Source organism: Trichocoleus sp. FACHB-40 (assembly GCF_014695915.1).
GTDB lineage: Bacteria > Cyanobacteriota > Cyanobacteriia > Cyanobacteriales > FACHB-T130 > Funiculus > Funiculus sociatus.
Genome location: NZ_JACJPF010000050.1, coordinates 37,786 through 56,566, shown reverse-complemented (window position 1 = coordinate 56,566; position 18,781 = coordinate 37,786). Strand labels below are relative to the sequence as shown.

Below are 18,781 nucleotides of genomic sequence, written 5' to 3'. Positions count from 1 at the left end.
AGTATCAGTAGTCATAGAAATTTACCCTTGGTAATTGGTGGATTTTTTCCAAATTGTAGAGACGTATACAACGTCTCTACAATATCCCATTATCAATTATCTAATGGGCTAAATCTGGGAAAACCTCCTGCACAGCAGGATGCACCAACCGATGATTCTGTACATTCACACCCCTTGCCAAAGCAGGGTCTAATTCTAATGCTTTCATGCCTTGATTCGCCAATTTCAAGACATAGGGTAAGGTACTATTATTAAGTGCCTGAGTTGCAGTCCAGGGAACTGCTCCCGGCATATTCGGAACGCCGTAATGAACAACACCCTCCTCTATATATGTAGGATTAGTGTGAGAAGTAGGGCGCAGCGTCTCCACACATCCGCCTTGGTCTACAGCCACATCTACAATTACTGAACCGGGAAGCATCTGTTTTACTAAACTTCTCGGTACGAGGATGGGGGCGCGACGACCCAAGACTAAAACTGCACCAATAAGTAAGTCTGCTTCTCTGACAACCGCTTCAATTTGCAGAGAGTTACTATAAAGCAGTTCAACTCTGGAACCAAAGAGGGTTTCCAAATAAGCTAAACGCTCGACATTGACATCCAAAATCTGCACATGAGCGCCTACACCTACCGCCATTCTTGCGGCTTCTGTACCAACGACGCCGCCTCCTAAAATTACGACTTTACCAGGACGAACGCCGGGAACGCCGCCCAAGAGAACTCCGCGACCTCCTTGCTGGCGTTCGAGAAATCTTGCCCCAAATTGGACGGCGAGGCGACCAGCAATGATACTCATGGGGGTGAGGAGAGGCAGAGTTTTTTTGTCTGGTATTTCTACGGTTTCGTAAGCGATCGCGCAAACTCCACTATCAATCAAATTCTCGGTTAAAGTTCGATCTGCTGCTAAGTGTAAATAAGTAAACAGCAGCTGCTCTTTCTGGATAAAGTCGTACTCGTGCTTGAGTGGTTCTTTCACCTTAACTACGAGTTCTCGACTCCAAGCATCCTTAGCTTGGGAGACAATTTTCGCCCCAGCAAGAATAAAATCTTCATCGGTGAAGCCAGCACCAATACCAGCGCCGCTTTCCACAAATACTGCATGACCATTTTCATACAGCACCCGGACGCTGCTAGGGCTTAACCCGACTCGAAATTCTTGATCTTTGGTTTCCTTGGGAACGCCAATTTCCATTTCTCACCTCAATGATTAGCTTTGTTATTATTGACCGTATCTACAACTAATATTTATTAGTTGCACATTGGAAAAGTTACTCTATAAAGGTATAGAGAGTTTAAGTTTTACTTTTCTTCTTTAACTGAATTTTTGTGTATTTGTCTCTATGCGAAGAGTGAAGTTTTTCTCTCCTATTCAGGAGAAGCCCTTTAAGAAGGCTGCTATAACAATTATAATTGAGTTATGAAAGTTCCAATTTCCACCAAACTCGGTAACTTTATCAAAACTAGGTTTCTTTGGCTTCACAAAGCATAAAGGAATTGCTATCTCCTATGGAAAGCATTTAAAAGCCAAAACAGAAAATCTCAAAATTCCGTTGCAGATGAAGTGACTGCCCCACCCAAAGCAAGCTAAGTCATGGTCATCACAGAAGTTTATGAGATTTCCTGCTTTCCCATTGACTCAAGGACTAGCACCTTTAAAATATATTAAGGATTGTAAAATACTCTAGAAGCATCAAGACGTAAGGATTGCCAAACTATGACCCAACTTCAACCCACCGTCACTCCCAAGCTGGAGCAGCCAAAGTTTGGTTTTAATGATTACGCAGAGCGCTTGAATGGTCGAGCGGCAATGATTGGCTTTCTGCTGATGGTGATTATCGAATACGTCACCGGGAAAGGTGTACTATCCTGGCTGGGCTTGCAATAATCAGGAATCTTGACTTTAGGACTGAGGAATGAGGAAGAAGATAAGCGATAGGATATGTCTTATTCACTCAGCACTCAGTCCGCAATAGAAGCGCCGCGAGAGCTAATATGGCTCAGTCGGGCAGCAACCGATGTGTGATGCTTGTTTTCTTTCAGGCTCCTGCCTGCTAGATGAGATAACCTGAAATTAGAATAAATACTATAGGGAATAGAGTAAGTCGTGATGAATGCTTTGATGCCTAGATTTTTGAAGTCAGCTTACCGTAAAGAACCAATTACCAGTTTTATTGTCATTGTTGGTGCCGTAGATGCAGTGATTGGCGGAGTGGATCAAAGCTGGTCATTGCTGACCTTTGGAGTGGCGATGGTGGGGATAGCGATCGCTCTGCGGTGGTGGCAGCAGCAGCAACATGAAGTTGAACCCCAACCCCAAAAAGCACAACGCTATCTCCCCGCTTCTTCCCCCCGGACTGCTTTACCTACACTGAGTGCATCTAAACACAATCCACGCCAGTAAAGACTTTGTAAGCATACAAGAATGATAGCCACTTCTACTTCAGGTAAATGGCTGAAAATTGGTGAAGTTGCAGATCGTAGTGGTCTTTCGGTGAAAACTATTCGCTACTACGAAGATATTGGGCTATTGTCCCCAGTGGTGAAACGAACAGAATCCGGCTATCGACTGTTTAGTAGCGAGATAATTAATCGGCTGGCGTTCATCAAGCGATCGCAATCTCTCGGACTCAGTTTGGGCGAGATACAAGAAATTTTAGCTGTCCACGACGGGGGGGAGTTGCCTTGTGGCGCATTAAAACAGCATCTGCTTTCCAAAGTAGATGCGATCGCTTCTCAAATTGAATCGCTCGAAATCCTCAAAGCTGAACTACAGGGGTTACTCTCTGGTTGGCAAGACCGTCCACCCGCTCACCGCATCGATCGGACTATTTGCCCAAATATCCAAGATTAAAGGCAAAACAAAAAAGGTAAAAAATCAGAATGAAAGAGGAAAAGTGCCAAAGTTTAAAGTTACGTACATCGAGAAAAATAGGAAAACGTAATTTTATTTACACTTTTCTCTTTTTCCCTACTTTTATCTTTTGCCTTTTACCTTTCGCCTTTTTTCAAGTTAAGGCTCAGACTGAAATTCCCCAGGTTCTGCCATCTGAAAATTCAGACACCTCACTACCTCAAGCCTGGAGAAATGTGCAGCTCATCCGCACACTCAAAGGTCACTCCACAACTGTTGAATCCTTAGCCTTCAGCCCTGATGGGACAATTCTTATTAGTGGGGGCAGTGACAATGAGGGCAGAATTAGATTTTGGTGGTTGAAAACAGGGAGGCAAGTTTCTAACCTCCGGGCGCATCGTCGGGCAGTTCTTGCCCTAAAATTTAGCCCCGATGGAGAAACATTGACCAGTTCTAGTAATGACTCCTCGCTCAATTTTTGGAACTGGAAAACTGGAAAATATACTCGTACCTTTTTAGACCATACGAGTAACATTTTGTCAACAGCAATCACGCCAGATAATGAAATTCTGGTGACAGGTGCTTTGGATGGAATTAGAGCATGGAATCTGAAGACACAGCGCCCTATATATACTTTGGTGCGGTTTGATAACCAAACCTACGCTGTAGCGGCTAGTTCGCAAGGAGATATCCTTGCAAGTGGGGGTAGAGACCCAGTAATTAAACTGTGGAACATAAGGACTGGAAGCTCCATTGGTTCAATTCCGGGGCATTCTGGTGCAATCAGCACCCTGGCATTTGACCCTAGAGGTAATATTTTGGTCAGTGGCAGCTATGACCGCACAATTAAAGTTTGGAATTTAACAACTGCGCGATCGCTCTACACGCTTTCTGGACATACAGGCTTGATTCGGGCTATTGCCATCCATCCTTCGGGAGAAATGCTTGCCAGTGCCAGTCGTGATGGTGTCCGCTTGTGGAATTTGAGAACTGGGGAGCTAATAGCCTTACTTGTGGGACATTCAGACTGGGTGAACTCGGTAGCTTTTAGTCCTGATGGAAACACCCTTGCTACTGGCGGTTTTGACAGAACAATTAAAATTTGGCGAGTTCCCGGCACACAAACTGATACTCAAGTAGCTAAATAGATTGTTTGACCTCATCCGGCGCCAGCGATTGTAAAGGAAGCCGAGGCGATTGACTTAGATTTCTTAATTGAAGATATGCCTAAAATTCTGGGTTCGATGAAGATGGGGAGCGATCGCATCCGCGAAATTGTCTTATCGTTGCGTAACTTCTCCCGTCTGGATGAAGCCGAAATGAAGGCAGTAGATATCCATCAAGGCATTGATAACACTCTGCTGATATTGCAAAATCGCCTAAAAGCAAGGGCCAGCTATCCCGCGATTGAAATTGTTAAAGAGTATGGCAACTTACCGCCCGTAGAATGCTACCCAGGACAGCTGAATCAGGTATTTATGAACATCCTGAACAATGGGATTGATGCTCTCGAAGCGTTGGAAGGTTTAGACGAGTCGGAAGCAAACCTTCCGACATCCCAACGTTTGAACCCGCAGATTCGGATTTCTACCGAAGTTCGAGATAGAAATCACGTAACGATTAAGATTCGGGACAATGGTTCAGGAATGACAGAGCAAATAAAAGCCCGCTTATTTGACCCCTTCTTTACCACCAAACCTGTCGGGAAAGGTACTGGCTTGGGATTATCCATCAGTTATCAAATTGTGGTTGATAAACATGGCGGCGTTTTGAAGTGTTTCTCAGAACCAGGAAAAGGAACTGAGTTTTTAATTGCCATCCCAATTTGCCAACGCCAATAGTGAACAAAAATTTTCATCCGACGCTTGTGCGCGCGAGAGTGCATGAACCTGTCACACAAAAAAACAGAGGGAAGTTAACCTTCCCTCTGTTTGCTTTTTTGTTTTCAGCTTCGCCCTGGTCTTTTAGCTTTTTCCGGAGCATCTGCTGTTGCTTTTTCAGTTGTCTAGCTCTTGCAGACCCGCCTTTACCTTTGTCGTTTCTCCCCTGTTTGCGAGGAGATTCCCAGCTTTTTAGTCTCATGGTTATGACTCCTAATCCAACATCTGATACCCGAAGCCCCCTTTTTAAGGGGGCTTCTAAAATTGAAGAGTGGGCAGGGAGAGAATCGAACTCTCACAACCTTGCGGTCGTCAGATTTTGAGTCTGATGCGTCTACCAGTTTCGCCACCCGCCCTTGGGTTTAGCTTTATCATTATAGCCTATTGAATGCTGTTCTAGCAAGTTTTGGTATTCTTGGCTACTTGCCCAGCGATCAATTTCTCTAGCCCGTAAAACTGGGACTGGGTGGGAGAGTTGGGCTGTTTGGGCTGATTTGAGCATTTCACCTAGCTGGTTGTTGCTGATATCGTCGTAAGCTTTGGCTTGGGCTAAAAATGCCTCTAGGTTTAGTTGAGGCGCGATCGCGGGTGAACCTCCCGCAAGTTTCATTAAAACGGAACTCACTACTCTGGGGTTTTGGGTGGCTAGTAGTGCGGCGCGATCGCACGTAAACTCAGCACATCGCAACCACTCCATCATCTGCGAGCGCACGCTTTCAGCTACTACACTCCCCCAAGTGGGAATTAATCCCGCCGCTAACACGATAATATTCAACGGTGTTAGGTAAACCCCATGTTCGCATTTGAGGTGTCCCAATTCATGGGCAATTACTGCCTGAATTTCTTCCTGTGTCAGCATATCAATTAACGAGGTATGCAACACGATAAACGGTTGCTTGCCTCGCATGGCAAATGTGTAGGCGTTTGGCGCTGGATGCTGGCGCACATACAGTTGCGGTGGTTCGAGATCCAGAATCTGGCAAGCTTCTAACAGCAGTTTATGCAGATCCGGCAGCTGTTGAGGCCCGACTAGCACTCCGGCTGCTATATTTTCTAGGTAAAAAACTTGTTCTGCTAGCGGCCCCAGCAGATTCCGCACTAGCATATCCAACCCCGGCACCTGTTTCAAGGCTGTGGTTGCCTCCAAATCCAGCGGATGGCGGAACTTGTCTGCGGAAAGACCAATTAACGGTGTCTTTGTTGGCAACATGGAGACAATCTCAAAAAATAAGGCTTTTATGTGGTGCTGTTCTGGTTCTTGGCTTTGGTTATTGCCCCTAGAACAGGTAATACTCAATTAGTATAGCGAGGGATCTAGGATTTTCGTTGCTCTTGTCTGCCTTCACGGTGACAAATTGTTGTAATTTTTTATACGTCTTTTTATACCGTATATGGTATATTTAAATAATGGAAATCTGTACTTTACCAACACATACACATATTTTTATTATTAAAAAAATCGTTTTCAAGTAAATAATATCATTAAAATAGAGGAAAAAGATAGCTGTTTTTTCAAAGAAAAGAAAGTAAAAAAACAGCTTGATTTAATGAGAGTAGAATTAGGCAAATAACCAATTTTTGACTTTAGTTAAACTATCCCAGTCGGGTTTTCTGGAGAAGCCATCGGCAATACTTTCTTCAACGTCTTCGCGTAATTCAGATTCAATGGCGATCGCACGCCCAGCGACTTCAACGTGTTGGCGGACACCCTTTTGTCCAGTTTCCAGCATAGCGATCGCCAAGTTAATCCGAGCTTGAGGATCGGCGGGATTCAACTTGACAGCTTTTTGAGCAGCTTTGGCAGCCAAAGATGGGTTGTTATCCAACAAATATAACCAAGACAGACAAACCCACGCAGCATTTGTTTTAGGGGAGCGATCGCAAATTTCCTTAAAAACAGGAATCAAAGTATCCGGGCCTTCACCCGCTTTATAGCGTTCCAGTCCGATATCGAAAAGGTCGTTAACTTGCTCGGTCATTTTAAAAAGGCAATCAAGTAAAAAGTAATTCGTACTTGGGGACTGGGAAGAGGAAAAATTTGCATTCTTATTTTACCCAGTCCCCAGTCCCTAGTCCCCAGTCCCCAATTTAGACACCAAAAGACTTACCACAGCCACAGTTTTGAGCAGCGTTGGGATTGGTGAATTGAAAACCGCCGCCAATCATAGCATCGCTGTAGTCAAGCACTAAGCCATAGAGATATAGCATACTCTTGGGGTCACAGACAATTTTGAAGCCCTCGTAGTCGTAAATCTCATCATTTTCCTGGATTTTGCTGGCATCTTCAAAATCCATCATGTAAGACATTCCCGAACAGCCTCCTTGGCGGACACCGACGCGCAGGCACAAATCCTTACCTTGTTTCTCCCGCAATTGAAGAACGTGCTTTAGAGCCGCTTCTGTCAACTGTATACCTCGTGTTTGCGACTGAGTTGCTTGTGTCATCGCGCTCATTCGACTCCTATTTGCTGTTTGTTATAGACGATTTGAGTAAACCAGCCCACTGTATTAATTTTATCGAACATTGCTAAGCATACAGGGACTAGCGAAGCAAAGCTTTTTATTAGCTATGGTAACTAGCGCTCATATAGCAGGGCTATAGCCAAGAGAAATTGTATAGCAGCGTACATACAAGCGAGCAAAATAGAAGTTTATTAAGCAGACGGTATATAGACGATTAGTATTTAAAATGAGGATCTACCAACATAAAGCGCAGACCGCTTTTTCCTTCACTCAGTTGGCTTAGTATATGTCTGTTCTCAATCGCTCTACCCTCCGTCGGCTTAAAACACTACACCAAATTCCCAGCGTCTGGGAGGGCGATCGCCGTCGATTATCCGCTGGTATGGCACAAAGCTTAGAGTCGGATACTCAGGAAGATGGTGACTGCATTGTTTGGTTAGATGGTGTCGAAGGCATGGTGCGGGCAATGGATATGGTAACGTCCGAAACCGGGCCCGAAGCAATGGTTCGCGCCTTGTTGCGTGCAATGGAGTATCCTCACAGCCCAGCAAAACCAGCCCGGCCTCAGAAAATAATAGTCCGCGATCGCGAAGTACAGTTTTATCTGCGGGGTATTCTTCAGGATCTAGATATTGCCATTGATTATGTACCAGAGTTGCCTCTGGTAGACGAGCTGTTTCGCTCTTTTCAGGAGATGTCCAGCACTCGTCCGCCGAAGCTACCGCCAGAGTATGTGGAGTTACTGGAGGAAAAGGCTCAGGAAATTTGGGAAGATGCACCTTGGGAAATGCTGGCTGACCACCAAATTATCTCAATTGAAATTAACCAGTGGGATGTGGGTACTCTTTACGCCTCGGTGATGGGAATGCTGGGCATGGAGTACGGAATTTTGTTGTATCGTTCTCTTGATTCTCTGAAGCGATTTCGGGCTTCAGTCTTAGCAAAGGAGTCTTTTGAGGAACTCGAAGAAGCATTTTTAGGACAAGATTGCTTGTTTATGACCTTCGAGAAGGCGGAAGATGACTTCGATGAAGATGAAGACGAGGACGAAATAGATTTATCTGATTTAGCCCTATCAGAAATAGGGCCAAGTTTCGGCAACGTGCATCCTTTGGAGGGAATGCGACCGTTTTTGTATGAAGAAGAAGCGATCGCCGTTTATTTTGCACTGGAAGCTTTGCATCGCTTTTTCCGCGCATCCCATCGCCAACTCTCCGACGACAAGTTCCCCAGCCTCACCAAACGCTTCCGCATCGCCACACCTCCAGCCGTAGAACCGAAGCAAACTCTCTCGGTAAAGGTGGAAACTGTGCCAGAAGTGGCGGCGGAACTGTTTAATATGGCGCAGTTGGCAGCGGATGATGAGGACGAGGACGACGAATTTGACGACGAATTCGACGATGAATTCGACGATATGACGGTGCCGTTGCGGGATGATTTGATACCCAAAGGTTCTTTCTTCAGTCTAGGGATGATGACTTGGGAACGGCTGGACTTGCTGCGTCAGACAGCAGAACATTATCAGCCTAAGGATATCGCGGCGGCGGGAGAAGGTTTGCCTGTGATTTTGATTCAAACTTCCCGTCCGAAGGCAAAGGAGTTGATTGAAAAGATCCAGGGTGCCGGAGGGCTGAAAGGAGTATGCTTTAATCCGGGAGAAGATCCTGAAGAGGGGGATCTCTACGACTTGGGAATCTTACAAACTGAAAATGGCAATATGTACCTTTTTGGTGAGTTTACAGGAGATGACCCTGTTCATATTGAAGCCCGTCGCAAGTGGGATCAGCGTTGTCAGAAAACTCAAGGCTACTGCGGCGTGATTATTGCCAGAGGGCTAAAAGGCGCATCTAAGGGAAATCCTCAGCTTGGTGACATGATGGCATTATTTGAAGGGCGATCGCTCTCCTCTGAAGAATTAGGCTTGGGTATGCTTCAGCTAATCCCTCAGTTCGGCTTTGAGTTGGAATAAAGTAGGGGCAGTGTGTCCTCGCGCCTACTAACTTCGATACTTAACCGTTGATCCATTTATGGATGCTATGCCTTCCCTGAAAACGGATAATCAAACTCTGTATGAGACTGACTACCTGCAATGGATTGAAAAAACTGTCAAAAAATTGCAGAGTCAGGACTATGGAAACGTGGACTGGGAAAACCTCGCTTCACTACAGAATCAAAGCAGTAATTTTAGCTGCTGCCCGTCTGGAGTAACCATTCTTAGTTAAACTTTGTAAAGAAGTTGAAAAGGACAGATTGAATGCGGGTTGCAATCGTCGGGGCGGGATTGGCTGGAATGGCGGCGGCAGTCGATCTAGTCGATGCTGGTTATGAAGTCGAAATCTTCGAGTCTCGCCCGTTTGTCGGGGGAAAAGCTGGCAGTTGGGTAGATGCCGATGGCAATCATGTTGAGATGGGGTTGCACGTCTTCTTTGGTAACTACTACCAGCTATTTGAATTGTTTAAGAAGGTGGGGGCGTTTGAGAATCTCCACCGCAAAGAACACGTCCACACCTTTATCAACAAAGGCGGCGTGACGGGGGCATTAGATTTTCGCTTCATCACGGGTGCGCCTTTCAATGGCTTGAAGGCGTTTTTTACGACATCGCAACTGTCATTGCAGGATAAATTACAGAATGCGATCGCTCTCGGCACCAGTACAATCGTGCGCGGTTTGGTAGACTTCGAGGGGTCGATGAAAACCATTCGCTCTCTTGATAAAATCAGCTTTGCTGACTGGTTCCGCAGTCACGGCGGCAGCAATGGCAGCATCAAGCGGATGTGGAACCCTATAGCGTACGCACTGGGTTTTATCGATTGCGAGAATATTTCTGCCCGTTGTATGTTGACAATATTCCAGATGTTTGCATCTAGAACCGAGGCATCGGTGTTGCGAATGCTGTGCGGTTCTCCTGATGAATATCTGCACAAGCCGATTATTAAATATTTGGAAGCAAGAGGCGCGAAAATCCACACTCGTCGCCAGTTAAGAGAAATCCTGTTTACCGGGGAAGGGAACGAAACACGAGTTACTGGTTTCCGAATTGCCAAAGGCGATGGGGAAGAAACCATCACCGCTGATGCTTATGTCTGCGCCTGCGATGTGCCGGGAATCAAGCGCCTTATACCCCAAGATTGGCGAAAATGGTCGGAATTTGACAACATTTATAAGCTGGATGCGGTGCCAGTGGCAACAGTTCAGTTGCGGTTTGATGGTTGGGTGACTGAGTTACACAACCAGGCAGAACGGAAACAGAAGGATCACGCGGCGGGGATAGATAATCTGTTATATACGGCGGATGCTGACTTTTCCTGTTTTGCCGATTTAGCTTTAACCAGTCCATCTGATTATTACCGAGAGGGAGAAGGTTCGCTGTTGCAGTTGGTGCTGACTCCGGGAGATCCGTTTATTAAGGAAAGTAATGAAGCGATCGCGCAACACGTCCTCAAACAAGTACACGATCTATTCCCCTCTTCCCGCGAGTTGAATATGACCTGGTACAGTGTGGTGAAGTTGGCTCAGTCTCTCTATCGCGAAGCGCCAGGAATGGATGTGTATCGTCCGCAACAAAAAACCCCAATAGCAAATTTCTTCCTTGCGGGTAGTTATACGCAGCAAGATTACATCGATAGTATGGAAGGAGCAACTTTGTCTGGTCGTCGGGCTGCTAAGGAGATTTTGGAGAATATTAAGGTGGGGGTAAGTGAGTTGTCTGCGGTTTAAGAGAAACAACAAAAGGAATAATAAGTAGAAAAATAAATGTCAGATTGGTTAGAGCATAGTGTGCAGGTAGAAGTTCCAATTCCTATTGATGAGGTGTGGAATCTTTGGTCTGATTTGGAACAGATGCCGCGTTGGATGAAGTGGATTGATTCTGTTAAGGTTTTGGAAGAAGATCCAACTCTATCTCGCTGGAAACTAGCGACTGGTGGTTTAGAATTCAGCTGGTTAGCCCGGATTGTTAAAATGGAACCAAATCAGATTATTCAGTGGGAATCTGTTGATGGTTTGCCTAATCGGGGTGCAATTCGCTTTTACGATCGCAAGGATAGTAGTATCGTTAAACTGACCGTGGCTTACGGTATTCCTGGCTGGCTTGGCAAGCTGGTGGATAATCTATTTCTAGGGCGGGCTGTTGAATCAACTATCCAAGCTGATTTGGATCGTTTTCGAGAATACGCTATTCAATCTCAAGCTAAATCGTCATCAGGAAATTGAGTAAGCTGGCTTCCGGGAACGAAACCCAGCCCCAAGAATTCTTAACCGAGTATTGATAGCTAACGAACTGGTACGAAGCTGATACCTACAAGTATCAAACCACCAACCAAACACACCAGATAGACGCTTAATAAAGACAGCCTGCTGCCCCAATTAGAATGGGACTCCCGACAGCGTTGGGCGATATCTTTTACCATTTTGTATTTTTGAGCAAAAGGTAGCGAACCGTAACCAGACTTCTTAAGCGTGCGAAAAATAGCCAGTAGTACACTATCAGAATCGTCAGTTGATTGTGGTAGTTCTCGCCGCAATTTCCTCAAGATTTTGGCGCTGCGGAAACTAGCAGGAATTGTGAAGGCAATTAGCAATCCTAGGAAAATAAAAATCGCACTTGCCGAACCCAAACTCACGCCTACAAAAACCAGAAGACCAACTGCGAAAAGTTTGAAGAAAACATCTGTGTAAGGATGGCGGGAAAATATTAGTAAATCTAATATACGTCCGCCATCCAGGGGCAATATAGGCAGTAAATTGAAGTAATTGATGATCATCAGCAAGCCGATAGCCTCATGCAACCCTAAAGAGCGTTGGAGAGAATTGGGAATTGCCAACGCGATCGCACTCCCTAAGATTATCCCCGGAACGGGCCCTGCCAACAACACCATCACTTTTTCGTGCACCGTAGCATTATCTTTCCGTCCGGTAGCAGCAGCACCGAATAAGGGTAAGAAGAAAATCGAGGTGTCTTTATAACCGAACGCTTTCATCGCCAAAAAGTGACCCATTTCGTGGAGAAATAGCACAGCGATGAGGATAAACAGTGTCTGCAAGTCGAAAAACGGTATAAAGGAAACAGCAAACACTGCCAAACTACCAAGCAACAACCAGGACTTTATCCCCTTTCTGGTGCGTCCCCGTTCTATGCGTTCCATCCTACGAAATCCCTCAACTTCCACCTCTTCAGGAATTTGTACGGTGACAGAGGGATTTGTTTTTGCCTTAGAAGTCCACTTTTTGAGAAGATTAGTATACTTGTTGCTTTCCCGTCCCATTTTGACGGCTGCTTTGAAAGCTGCAAGCCCTTTGAGTTCAAATAGCTGTGTGTTTTTGATTGGTGACAATTCGCCTAATTTTACCAGACTGTCGAGGTAGGTGGCATGATGCGATCGCAATGTCTCTATAAATTTCTCTGGAGACATTTCTTGGGGCGTTTTCGTCAATTCCAGCTTAGTTTTATGAACTTGCCACTGCTGTTGTGTTTCCACAACATAAGGATCTTGAAGAATTGTATTCGGTATCGTTCCAATAACACCGAAAGCCTGCCCGTTCATTGTTTGTAGCAGGACACCATCTTCCAAAAATGTGAAAAAATTAATAGTAAAAAGTTTAACCGATTCGGGTAAACTACGAATATCTACACTGGCAAATGTCTTAAACTCCTCGTTATATAACAGCATTTCCCAAGTCTTTGACGCATCCAGATACGTCATCTGAGCGACATTCAAATAGCAACAGAACTTAAACTCTAATTGTTCAAGTTCTAGCAAGGGAATCTCAAATAAATCTCTAATATAGACGGGTATCTGGTCTTTATCTGTAAAATCGTAGTTGATGTACTGGAGAGTTAAACCCAAAAGGCGCTGAAAAATAATCAAATAGCGTCCTATTATCAGCAAACAATAGATTGCTAAACCGTAAAGTAAATATTCCATCTTTTTCCCCAACCTTGTGTCCGGTTTGCTACCAGGCGGGATCAACGTAGAGATTGATAGTTAACTGCTCGCTCCCTGCTGGGACTGCCGTAATACAAGCACAGATGGTATCTTTGCCCTCGACCTCCACTTCGCAGGCGTGACACGAACCCATTAGGCAGCCAGTGGGAATGAACACCCCAGCCCGCTCTGCTACCTGTAATAACGGTTCTCCTGCCTTAGCGTCAACCGTAACATCATCAGGTAAAAAATGTATGCGGATACTCATACTCGCTAATTGAAGGATTGCTAATTGTTGAAAAGCCATTAGCTAATAGCTAATAACTAATAAGTTAGGCCTACAAAAATAGGTTTAAATCCAGGTGCGCCATAATCGCATCTGCCAGCAAGTCCAAAACTGCTTCTCGCTGTTCGCGGTAGTTAGCAACTCCTGTGGCAAGAGACGGAAGTCCCCGCTGCTGCCGCAAGTTATTTAACCAGGAGCGTCGCCAAGGGCCGTTATCAAAAATACCGTGTAGATAAGTTCCGATAACTGATTGATTTGCATCGACAATTCCCAAATTAGGATCGTCAAATAACGGTTTGCAGGAGGATTGTTTTTGGGCGTATGCAGAGGCCGGGTTTATTTCTTCCGATTCCAGCAGCCGCGTGCGTCCCTGATGGATTTCGTAACCTGTAACTGGTAAACCAGACTGAGGATAGTTAGAAGTTACCAGTCGCTGGCGGGCGATTTTCTGGGCTGTGAGGACGGTTTTTACAGGTAACAATTCCAGACCTTTAAAGCGTCCGGTTTCTCCTTCAACTCCTTCTGGATCGGCGAGAAATTTGCCTAGCATCTGGAAACCACCACAGATTCCCAGAATAGTGCCACCTGCTGCTGCATAATTTTGAATTGCCTGTGCCATGCCAGTTTTTTGCAGAACCAGCAAGTCAGCGATGGTAGTTTTGGAACCGGGAATAATTACGGCATCCGGATGTCCCAAGCTATCTTTGGGGCTAAGGTATTTTACTGTGACGCTGGGTTCGGCTTCTAGGGGGTCGAAGTCGGTGAAGTTAGAAATTCGGGGAAGGCGGATAACGGCAATAGTGAGATCGCTCTGATTCTTGGTGGTGCGACGGTCGAATAAGCCTAAAGAATCTTCAGCAGGGAAGGCATTGTCTATCCAGGGAATCACACCAACAACGGGAATGCCAGTGCGTTTTTCCAGCCAGGTGATGCCGGAGTCTAGAAGCGATCGCTGTCCGCGAAATTTATTTATGACAACACCTTTGATTAGCGCCCGTTCGTCTGGTTCTAGCAACTCCAGAGTCCCCACCACATGGGCAAAAGCGCCGCCCCGGTCGATATCCACCACGAGCATAGTTGCGGCGTTTAAATGCTTTGCTACCCGCATATTAGCCATGTCGCGGTGCTTGAGGTTAATTTCTGCGGGGCTACCTGCTCCCTCGCACACCAGCAGATCGAATTCTTCCGAGAGACGTTGCAGGGATTCTTCAACTGCTTGCCAGCCGATGTCAAAATACTGCTCGTAGTATTCTGCGGCACCAGCTACCCCGACGGCTTTACCCTTGATAATAACCTGCGAAGTCATGTCCCCTTGGGGCTTGAGTAAAATCGGGTTCATCTCTACCCAAGGTGTCACCCCAGATGCCCAAGCTTGCACTGCCTGAGCATAACCAATTTCTCCTCCGGTGGGTGTCACGTAGGAATTGAGCGCCATATTCTGCGCTTTAAAGGGAGCAACCCGCCAACCGCGCCGCGACAGAATGCGGCACAGGGAGGCAGTTATTAGTGATTTTCCTGCGTGGGAAGTTGTCCCCACAACCATAATGGCTTTCATACGAGTTATCAGTTAAGAGTTACGAGTTATCAATTAGGAGTTAGGAGTTATCAGTTAGGAGCCAGGAGTCATTAGAAAACTGGCAACTGACAATTCAAAACAGTCGAAACCAACGATTTAACGCATTATAGAAGCGATCGCTTAAAGACGGAGCAGGCACTACGCCTCCCTGTTTCTCCCATTGTTCTACCAGTTGGCGTCCCAACGGTGTGAGGCGGAAGCTATCGGTGATGCCTTGTCCATCCACTTCTCGTCGCAGAATGCCCACCTGGATCAGCCACGATAGATAATTTTCGGCGGCTAACTCGCGCAATGGCTTGCGGGTGTATTGGCGCTGCACACCTGAAGAAACGATTGCTCCCAAAGGAACGCTTGTAGAACGCATCGCCGCAAATAAAGGCAGCAGGAAGGGAGAACAACGCATCGCCCGTTCGGCCCTTTTGATACTTTGAGGGGAATATTGAATTACGGGGGAGCTTTTCGCTGCAACAGAATTCATAGTCAATACCAGTAAACAGCAGGAAATTTAAAGTAGCGATCGCTGCCAATGCCCTTTTTACATTGACTTATTTTTGCAGTCTGCGGAGAGTGGTTTTTTCTTGTAGCCTGAGACTTACTGCCGTCAACTACCTTAACCTAACCCAAGCGCGATCGTAAAATATTGTAAAATCTTATGGCTTAAACGATCGTAACCCAGAAGGAAACAGAATCTATGGCTTTAGCAGTTGATACGATGGCACCTGCCTTCACAGCCAAAGACACCAACGGTAACACCGTTTCGCTATCTGATTTTTCGGGGAAAACGGTAATTCTGTATTTTTATCCCAAAGACGATACTCCAGGCTGCACCAAACAAGCTTGCAGTTTTCGGGATGCCTATACAGACTATCAGGGCAAAAATATTGTAGTGCTGGGTGTCAGCAAAGATGATGAGAACTCGCACCAGAAATTTACCGAGAAATTCAATCTGCCTTTTCCCCTACTAGCAGATGTTGATGGCAGCATTATCAAAGCTTATGACGTTGAAGGTAGCAGCGGTTATGCCCAGCGCGTAACCTATGTTATTGATGGTAGCGGCAAGATTATTCATGTCGATTCCAGCGTTAATACTGCTTCTCACGCGAGTGATATTTTAGCGGCACTTGCTTCTTAAGCTGAGTGCAAGATAAGCTAACCAATTAATAAAAAGAGGGGCATTTATTATGCCCCTTTTTTTATTCCCAGTTGTAACTGGGTTTGAGGAACGAAACCCAACACCCAAAATCATTCGTTAGGCTTCGTTACTACGCAGTTTACTAAAAGATTAATTCTGTGTTGGTGTATTTCTAACTGGGTTTGTCTGATTGTTCGGGGAAGCTTGATTTTGATTGCCAAGAAGCTCTAATTGTTGACGCCGAAACTCATCGGCGGCAGTATTTATGTTTTGACGCTGTTCGATAGAATACTCATTCAAATCGCGAGTATTGCCCAGCGTGGCTCGATGAATTAAGTCTAAAACACCGAAAGAACTTCCATTGTCACTTCGAGAAAACGGATCTGTATTTTGCTCGTTTTGGAAGGTATCTGAAGGTTTTACTTCCCCTGGTGGAGTTAGAGTTGATTGAGCTAATGTTGCTTGAGGCAGCAGGGGAGAAAGGACTCCCATGCCAGCAAGGACACCGAAAACCAGCTGGGTTTTTATCTTCATGGCAATTTGGGGTATAACACGCTACTCATGATTGTACGTTAAGCAAAGCGGCGACGCAGCAGGGGTTGAATTGCTAGTAATACTAGAGCATCGAAACCGATAAGCACTAGCAGAGCTGACCCAAAAGTTACAGTCCCCCACGGAGCCTGCATTACCGCACTACCGAGTCCCCAGTCGCTATGAAGATATAGGTAGCGAATTGACTCAATTGCGTAGCTGAGGGGGTTGAGGGTAGCAACTATCTGCAACCATTTGGGCATGAATGACAAGGGAGCGAGCGCAGTGCTGGCGAACAGTAGCGGCAAGTTAGTAACAAAAATTACCGCAATTAGCTCGACGTGACCGGGTAAAGCAAAAGTCAAACCAAGGCTTAAAGCAGTTACGCCGACAACGAGCAGGAAGACAATTAGAGCGATCGCGCTCAACCCCAGTATATTTGGCAACCCCGCACCCAGCAAAGCGCTAGCTGTAACAATTACAGCCGTTTGGATAAAGCTCAAAGCGATGATATAAATAGCTGAAGCTGCAACAATCGAGAATCGGGAAGCTAGAGGAGCCACCAACAAACGGTTAAGAAACCCGAATTCTCGGTCAAACATTACTGGCAAACCAGCATTCAACGCTCCCGCAAAGGCTGTAAAAACAATTACTCCAGCACCGAGAAATTGTCCGTAGCTGAGACTATTACCAAACAAGCCTTGAGGAGCATTTTGAAACAGCGCCCCGAACAAAACCAACCACATCAACGGTTGAATTATCCCAGCGATTAGAGTGGAGGGACGGCGTTGCAACTGTATAAACAAACGCTTTGTTAAAGCCAGAGTTTCTTGAATAAAATCGCCAAACAAACTGGATGCAACTGGTTGACTAGCAGCTTGTGGCTGCAAACGAATGTCAGGTTTTGGAGGTGTTAACGTACTACTCATCTGAATCTCCCTATGATAACTGTCGGGAGGCTGAGCCTCCCAAACCTCTTTCCTGGCCTGCGGCCTGGGAACGAGATATCAAAGCTATGCCTTGATGTAAAATCTAAACTTATCGCATATTTTGTTTCTTCTCAGCCTTCGGATCGCGGCTAGCAGATGCTGCAAGTTCAGCATCCATCAAAGTTTTACCCGTAGCAGCCAGGTAAACATCATCTAAACTAGGTCTAGCTTGGGCAATACCAAAAGTCGGTAAGCCTGCTGATTGTAAAGATTGCTGAATCGTTATCAAAGCGTCACTTTGCGGCTTCACTACTAAATTTAGAGAGTTACCTTGAGCGCCATTGATAATCACTTCCTGCACAAAAGGTAAAGATATTAGCATATCTTTTGCTTTTTGGGCTTCCTCGATTGGGGAAAACTCGCGGATGCGGAGAGTAATGCGATCGCCTCCTACTTTATCCTTTAACTCAGACGGCGTTCCAGAGGCAATTACCACACCTTTGTCAATAATCGCCACCCGATCCGCCAGCGCGTCAATTTCCTCTAAATAATGGCTGGTAATTAACACAGATGTACCACTCGCCCGCAGCTGGCGTAAAAAGTCCCAAACCACCACACGGCTTTCAATATCCAATCCCACCGTCGGTTCATCTAAAACCAAGACATCTGGCTGATGCAATAACCCAGCTGCCAAATCTAGACGCTTGCGTAAACCGCCAGAATAAGTACCAGTCTTTTTATCGGCGTATTCATGCAATCCCAGTAAACCCAGCACCGCTTCAATTCTCTGTTTCGCGACTGCACCGGGGAGGTGGTAAAGTGCAGCGGACAGTTGTAGCATTTCCCGCCCAGTTAGCACCTTATCCAGCGCAACTTCCTGAGCCACATAACCTAGTCTAGCCCTTGCCGCTCTAGGATTATCGATAACCGAGATGCCAGATACCTCAACTTTGCCAGCATCAGGCTTGGTCAAGGTACACAAGACACGCAGAGTCGTAGTTTTCCCAGCACCATTTGGCCCTAGAAGACCAAAAATTTCACCAGGTTCGACCTGAAAAGAAACGTTTTTAACGGCTTCTACTGAACCGTAGCGTTTGGCGAGCTTTTCGATTAAAACAGCGGGAGCCATAGATGTCCCAATTTTACAAATCTAAACAATCTTTATTTCTATTCTAACGGGCGAAGGATGCAGGGATTAAGCCAATAGT

Annotated in this window: 20 protein-coding genes, 1 tRNA gene and 2 pseudogenes; 10 read left to right on the top strand and 13 right to left on the bottom strand. The window is 45.8% G+C overall.

Features of this window, described 5'->3' with window-relative positions; all coding sequences use genetic code 11:
* Nucleotides 1–100: 100 nt before the first annotated feature.
* The gene (gene ald / locus H6F63_RS10750) at nt 101–1,192 is read right to left on the bottom strand and encodes an alanine dehydrogenase (RefSeq protein ID WP_190637201.1); all 1,092 of its coding nucleotides are present in this window, start codon (nt 1,190–1,192) and stop codon (nt 101–103) included.
* A gap of 522 nt (nt 1,193–1,714) precedes the next feature.
* Between ald and H6F63_RS10745 the strand changes: the two genes are divergently transcribed.
* The 5 genes and pseudogenes from H6F63_RS10745 to H6F63_RS10725 form a co-directional block, all read left to right on the top strand.
* Nucleotides 1,715–1,885, top strand: a complete 171-nt coding sequence (locus H6F63_RS10745) for a chlorophyll a/b-binding protein (protein WP_190425002.1) — start codon at nt 1,715–1,717, stop codon at nt 1,883–1,885.
* Nucleotides 1,886–2,107: 222 nt separating this feature from the next.
* Complete coding sequence (locus tag H6F63_RS10740; protein ID WP_190442646.1) at nt 2,108–2,401, top strand: hypothetical protein; 294 nt, start codon at nt 2,108–2,110, stop codon at nt 2,399–2,401.
* Nucleotides 2,402–2,422: 21 nt separating this feature from the next.
* Nucleotides 2,423–2,851: a heavy metal-responsive transcriptional regulator gene (locus H6F63_RS10735; RefSeq protein ID WP_190442623.1), complete on the top strand. Its 429-nt coding sequence runs from the start codon at nt 2,423–2,425 to the stop codon at nt 2,849–2,851.
* Between the two features lie 236 nt (nt 2,852–3,087).
* Complete coding sequence (locus H6F63_RS10730; protein WP_199297936.1) at nt 3,088–3,999, top strand: WD40 repeat domain-containing protein; 912 nt, start codon at nt 3,088–3,090, stop codon at nt 3,997–3,999.
* A gap of 33 nt (nt 4,000–4,032) precedes the next feature.
* Nucleotides 4,033–4,692, top strand: a pseudogene (locus tag H6F63_RS10725) (ATP-binding protein); the annotation flags it as partial.
* Between the two features lie 13 nt (nt 4,693–4,705).
* Here the strand turns inward: H6F63_RS10725 and H6F63_RS30945 are convergent.
* The 5 genes from H6F63_RS30945 to H6F63_RS10705 all read right to left on the bottom strand — a co-directional run bounded on the left by H6F63_RS30945 (nt 4,706) and on the right by H6F63_RS10705 (nt 7,176).
* Nucleotides 4,706–4,933 (bottom strand): hypothetical protein, encoded by a 228-nt coding sequence (locus H6F63_RS30945; RefSeq protein ID WP_347276785.1) that lies wholly within the window; start codon nt 4,931–4,933, stop codon nt 4,706–4,708.
* A gap of 70 nt (nt 4,934–5,003) precedes the next feature.
* Nucleotides 5,004–5,087, bottom strand: a tRNA-Leu gene (locus tag H6F63_RS10720).
* Nucleotides 5,066–5,941, bottom strand: a complete 876-nt coding sequence (locus tag H6F63_RS10715) for a M48 family metallopeptidase (protein ID WP_190452334.1) — start codon at nt 5,939–5,941, stop codon at nt 5,066–5,068. The genes H6F63_RS10720 and H6F63_RS10715 overlap by 22 nt, the downstream gene beginning before the upstream one ends.
* 349 nt (nt 5,942–6,290) lie before the next feature.
* Nucleotides 6,291–6,710, bottom strand: coding sequence for a tetratricopeptide repeat protein (locus tag H6F63_RS10710; RefSeq protein ID WP_190637195.1), 420 nt, complete (start codon nt 6,708–6,710; stop codon nt 6,291–6,293).
* A 109-nt stretch (nt 6,711–6,819) separates the two neighbouring features.
* Nucleotides 6,820–7,176: an iron-sulfur cluster assembly accessory protein gene (locus H6F63_RS10705; RefSeq protein ID WP_190424984.1), complete on the bottom strand. Its 357-nt coding sequence runs from the start codon at nt 7,174–7,176 to the stop codon at nt 6,820–6,822.
* Between the two features lie 304 nt (nt 7,177–7,480).
* Here H6F63_RS10705 and H6F63_RS10700 point away from each other — a divergent pair, with 304 nt between their 5' ends.
* The 4 genes and pseudogenes from H6F63_RS10700 to H6F63_RS10685 all read left to right on the top strand — a co-directional run bounded on the left by H6F63_RS10700 (nt 7,481) and on the right by H6F63_RS10685 (nt 11,407).
* Nucleotides 7,481–9,163: a hypothetical protein gene (locus tag H6F63_RS10700; protein ID WP_190637193.1), complete on the top strand. Its 1,683-nt coding sequence runs from the start codon at nt 7,481–7,483 to the stop codon at nt 9,161–9,163.
* A gap of 67 nt (nt 9,164–9,230) precedes the next feature.
* Nucleotides 9,231–9,350 (top strand): annotated as a pseudogene (locus H6F63_RS30940) (DUF29 family protein); the annotation flags it as partial.
* Nucleotides 9,351–9,448: 98 nt separating this feature from the next.
* On the top strand, nt 9,449–10,912 hold the full coding sequence (gene zds, locus H6F63_RS10690) for a 9,9'-di-cis-zeta-carotene desaturase (protein WP_190637192.1): 1,464 nt from the start codon (nt 9,449–9,451) through the stop codon (nt 10,910–10,912).
* 36 nt (nt 10,913–10,948) lie between these two features.
* Nucleotides 10,949–11,407 (top strand): SRPBCC family protein, encoded by a 459-nt coding sequence (locus H6F63_RS10685; RefSeq protein WP_190452214.1) that lies wholly within the window; start codon nt 10,949–10,951, stop codon nt 11,405–11,407.
* 59 nt (nt 11,408–11,466) lie between these two features.
* Here the strand turns inward: H6F63_RS10685 and H6F63_RS10680 are convergent, their stop codons facing one another.
* The 4 genes from H6F63_RS10680 to H6F63_RS10665 form a co-directional block, all read right to left on the bottom strand.
* Nucleotides 11,467–13,119, bottom strand: a complete 1,653-nt coding sequence (locus tag H6F63_RS10680) for a site-2 protease family protein (RefSeq protein WP_190637189.1) — start codon at nt 13,117–13,119, stop codon at nt 11,467–11,469.
* Between the two features lie 28 nt (nt 13,120–13,147).
* On the bottom strand, nt 13,148–13,387 hold the full coding sequence (locus H6F63_RS10675) for a 2Fe-2S iron-sulfur cluster-binding protein (RefSeq protein WP_190637268.1): 240 nt from the start codon (nt 13,385–13,387) through the stop codon (nt 13,148–13,150).
* A 70-nt stretch (nt 13,388–13,457) separates the two neighbouring features.
* Nucleotides 13,458–14,960, bottom strand: a complete 1,503-nt coding sequence (gene cobQ / locus H6F63_RS10670) for a cobyric acid synthase CobQ (RefSeq protein WP_190637187.1) — start codon at nt 14,958–14,960, stop codon at nt 13,458–13,460.
* A 94-nt stretch (nt 14,961–15,054) separates the two neighbouring features.
* Complete coding sequence (locus H6F63_RS10665) at nt 15,055–15,459, bottom strand: Npun_F0494 family protein (RefSeq protein WP_190424963.1); 405 nt, start codon at nt 15,457–15,459, stop codon at nt 15,055–15,057.
* Between the two features lie 213 nt (nt 15,460–15,672).
* Between H6F63_RS10665 and H6F63_RS10660 the strand changes: the two genes are divergently transcribed.
* On the top strand, nt 15,673–16,113 hold the full coding sequence (locus tag H6F63_RS10660) for a peroxiredoxin (protein ID WP_190637185.1): 441 nt from the start codon (nt 15,673–15,675) through the stop codon (nt 16,111–16,113).
* A 150-nt stretch (nt 16,114–16,263) separates the two neighbouring features.
* Here the strand turns inward: H6F63_RS10660 and H6F63_RS10655 are convergent, their stop codons facing one another.
* From H6F63_RS10655 to H6F63_RS10645, 3 genes are all read right to left on the bottom strand, one after another.
* Nucleotides 16,264–16,647 carry a hypothetical protein gene (locus H6F63_RS10655; protein ID WP_190637184.1) on the bottom strand — a complete coding sequence of 128 codons (384 nt, stop codon included), beginning with the start codon at nt 16,645–16,647 and terminating at the stop codon, nt 16,264–16,266.
* A 38-nt stretch (nt 16,648–16,685) separates the two neighbouring features.
* Nucleotides 16,686–17,573, bottom strand: a complete 888-nt coding sequence (locus H6F63_RS10650) for an ABC transporter permease (protein WP_190637182.1) — start codon at nt 17,571–17,573, stop codon at nt 16,686–16,688.
* A gap of 109 nt (nt 17,574–17,682) precedes the next feature.
* Entirely contained in the window at nt 17,683–18,702 is a 1,020-nt protein-coding gene (locus H6F63_RS10645; protein WP_190452225.1) for an ABC transporter ATP-binding protein, read from the bottom strand.
* Nucleotides 18,703–18,781 lie beyond the last annotated feature (79 nt).

What these genes read in the sequence shown, in the direction of transcription:
- ald (WP_190637201.1), bottom strand. Translation starts at nt 1,192, where the DNA reads ATGGAAATTGGCGTTCCCAAGGAAACCAAAGATCAAGAATTTCGAGTC.
- H6F63_RS10745 (WP_190425002.1), top strand. Translation starts at nt 1,715, where the DNA reads ATGACCCAACTTCAACCCACCGTCACTCCCAAGCTGGAGCAGCCAAAG.
- H6F63_RS10740 (WP_190442646.1), top strand. Translation starts at nt 2,108, where the DNA reads ATGAATGCTTTGATGCCTAGATTTTTGAAGTCAGCTTACCGTAAAGAA.
- H6F63_RS10735 (WP_190442623.1), top strand. Translation starts at nt 2,423, where the DNA reads ATGATAGCCACTTCTACTTCAGGTAAATGGCTGAAAATTGGTGAAGTT.
- H6F63_RS30945 (WP_347276785.1), bottom strand. Translation starts at nt 4,933, where the DNA reads ATGAGACTAAAAAGCTGGGAATCTCCTCGCAAACAGGGGAGAAACGAC.
- H6F63_RS10715 (WP_190452334.1), bottom strand. Translation starts at nt 5,941, where the DNA reads ATGTTGCCAACAAAGACACCGTTAATTGGTCTTTCCGCAGACAAGTTC.
- H6F63_RS10710 (WP_190637195.1), bottom strand. Translation starts at nt 6,710, where the DNA reads ATGACCGAGCAAGTTAACGACCTTTTCGATATCGGACTGGAACGCTAT.
- H6F63_RS10705 (WP_190424984.1), bottom strand. Translation starts at nt 7,176, where the DNA reads ATGACACAAGCAACTCAGTCGCAAACACGAGGTATACAGTTGACAGAA.
- H6F63_RS10700 (WP_190637193.1), top strand. Translation starts at nt 7,481, where the DNA reads ATGTCTGTTCTCAATCGCTCTACCCTCCGTCGGCTTAAAACACTACAC.
- zds (WP_190637192.1), top strand. Translation starts at nt 9,449, where the DNA reads ATGCGGGTTGCAATCGTCGGGGCGGGATTGGCTGGAATGGCGGCGGCA.
- H6F63_RS10685 (WP_190452214.1), top strand. Translation starts at nt 10,949, where the DNA reads ATGTCAGATTGGTTAGAGCATAGTGTGCAGGTAGAAGTTCCAATTCCT.
- H6F63_RS10680 (WP_190637189.1), bottom strand. Translation starts at nt 13,119, where the DNA reads ATGGAATATTTACTTTACGGTTTAGCAATCTATTGTTTGCTGATAATA.
- H6F63_RS10675 (WP_190637268.1), bottom strand. Translation starts at nt 13,387, where the DNA reads ATGAGTATCCGCATACATTTTTTACCTGATGATGTTACGGTTGACGCT.
- cobQ (WP_190637187.1), bottom strand. Translation starts at nt 14,960, where the DNA reads ATGAAAGCCATTATGGTTGTGGGGACAACTTCCCACGCAGGAAAATCA.
- H6F63_RS10665 (WP_190424963.1), bottom strand. Translation starts at nt 15,459, where the DNA reads ATGAATTCTGTTGCAGCGAAAAGCTCCCCCGTAATTCAATATTCCCCT.
- H6F63_RS10660 (WP_190637185.1), top strand. Translation starts at nt 15,673, where the DNA reads ATGGCTTTAGCAGTTGATACGATGGCACCTGCCTTCACAGCCAAAGAC.
- H6F63_RS10655 (WP_190637184.1), bottom strand. Translation starts at nt 16,647, where the DNA reads ATGAAGATAAAAACCCAGCTGGTTTTCGGTGTCCTTGCTGGCATGGGA.
- H6F63_RS10650 (WP_190637182.1), bottom strand. Translation starts at nt 17,573, where the DNA reads ATGAGTAGTACGTTAACACCTCCAAAACCTGACATTCGTTTGCAGCCA.
- H6F63_RS10645 (WP_190452225.1), bottom strand. Translation starts at nt 18,702, where the DNA reads ATGGCTCCCGCTGTTTTAATCGAAAAGCTCGCCAAACGCTACGGTTCA.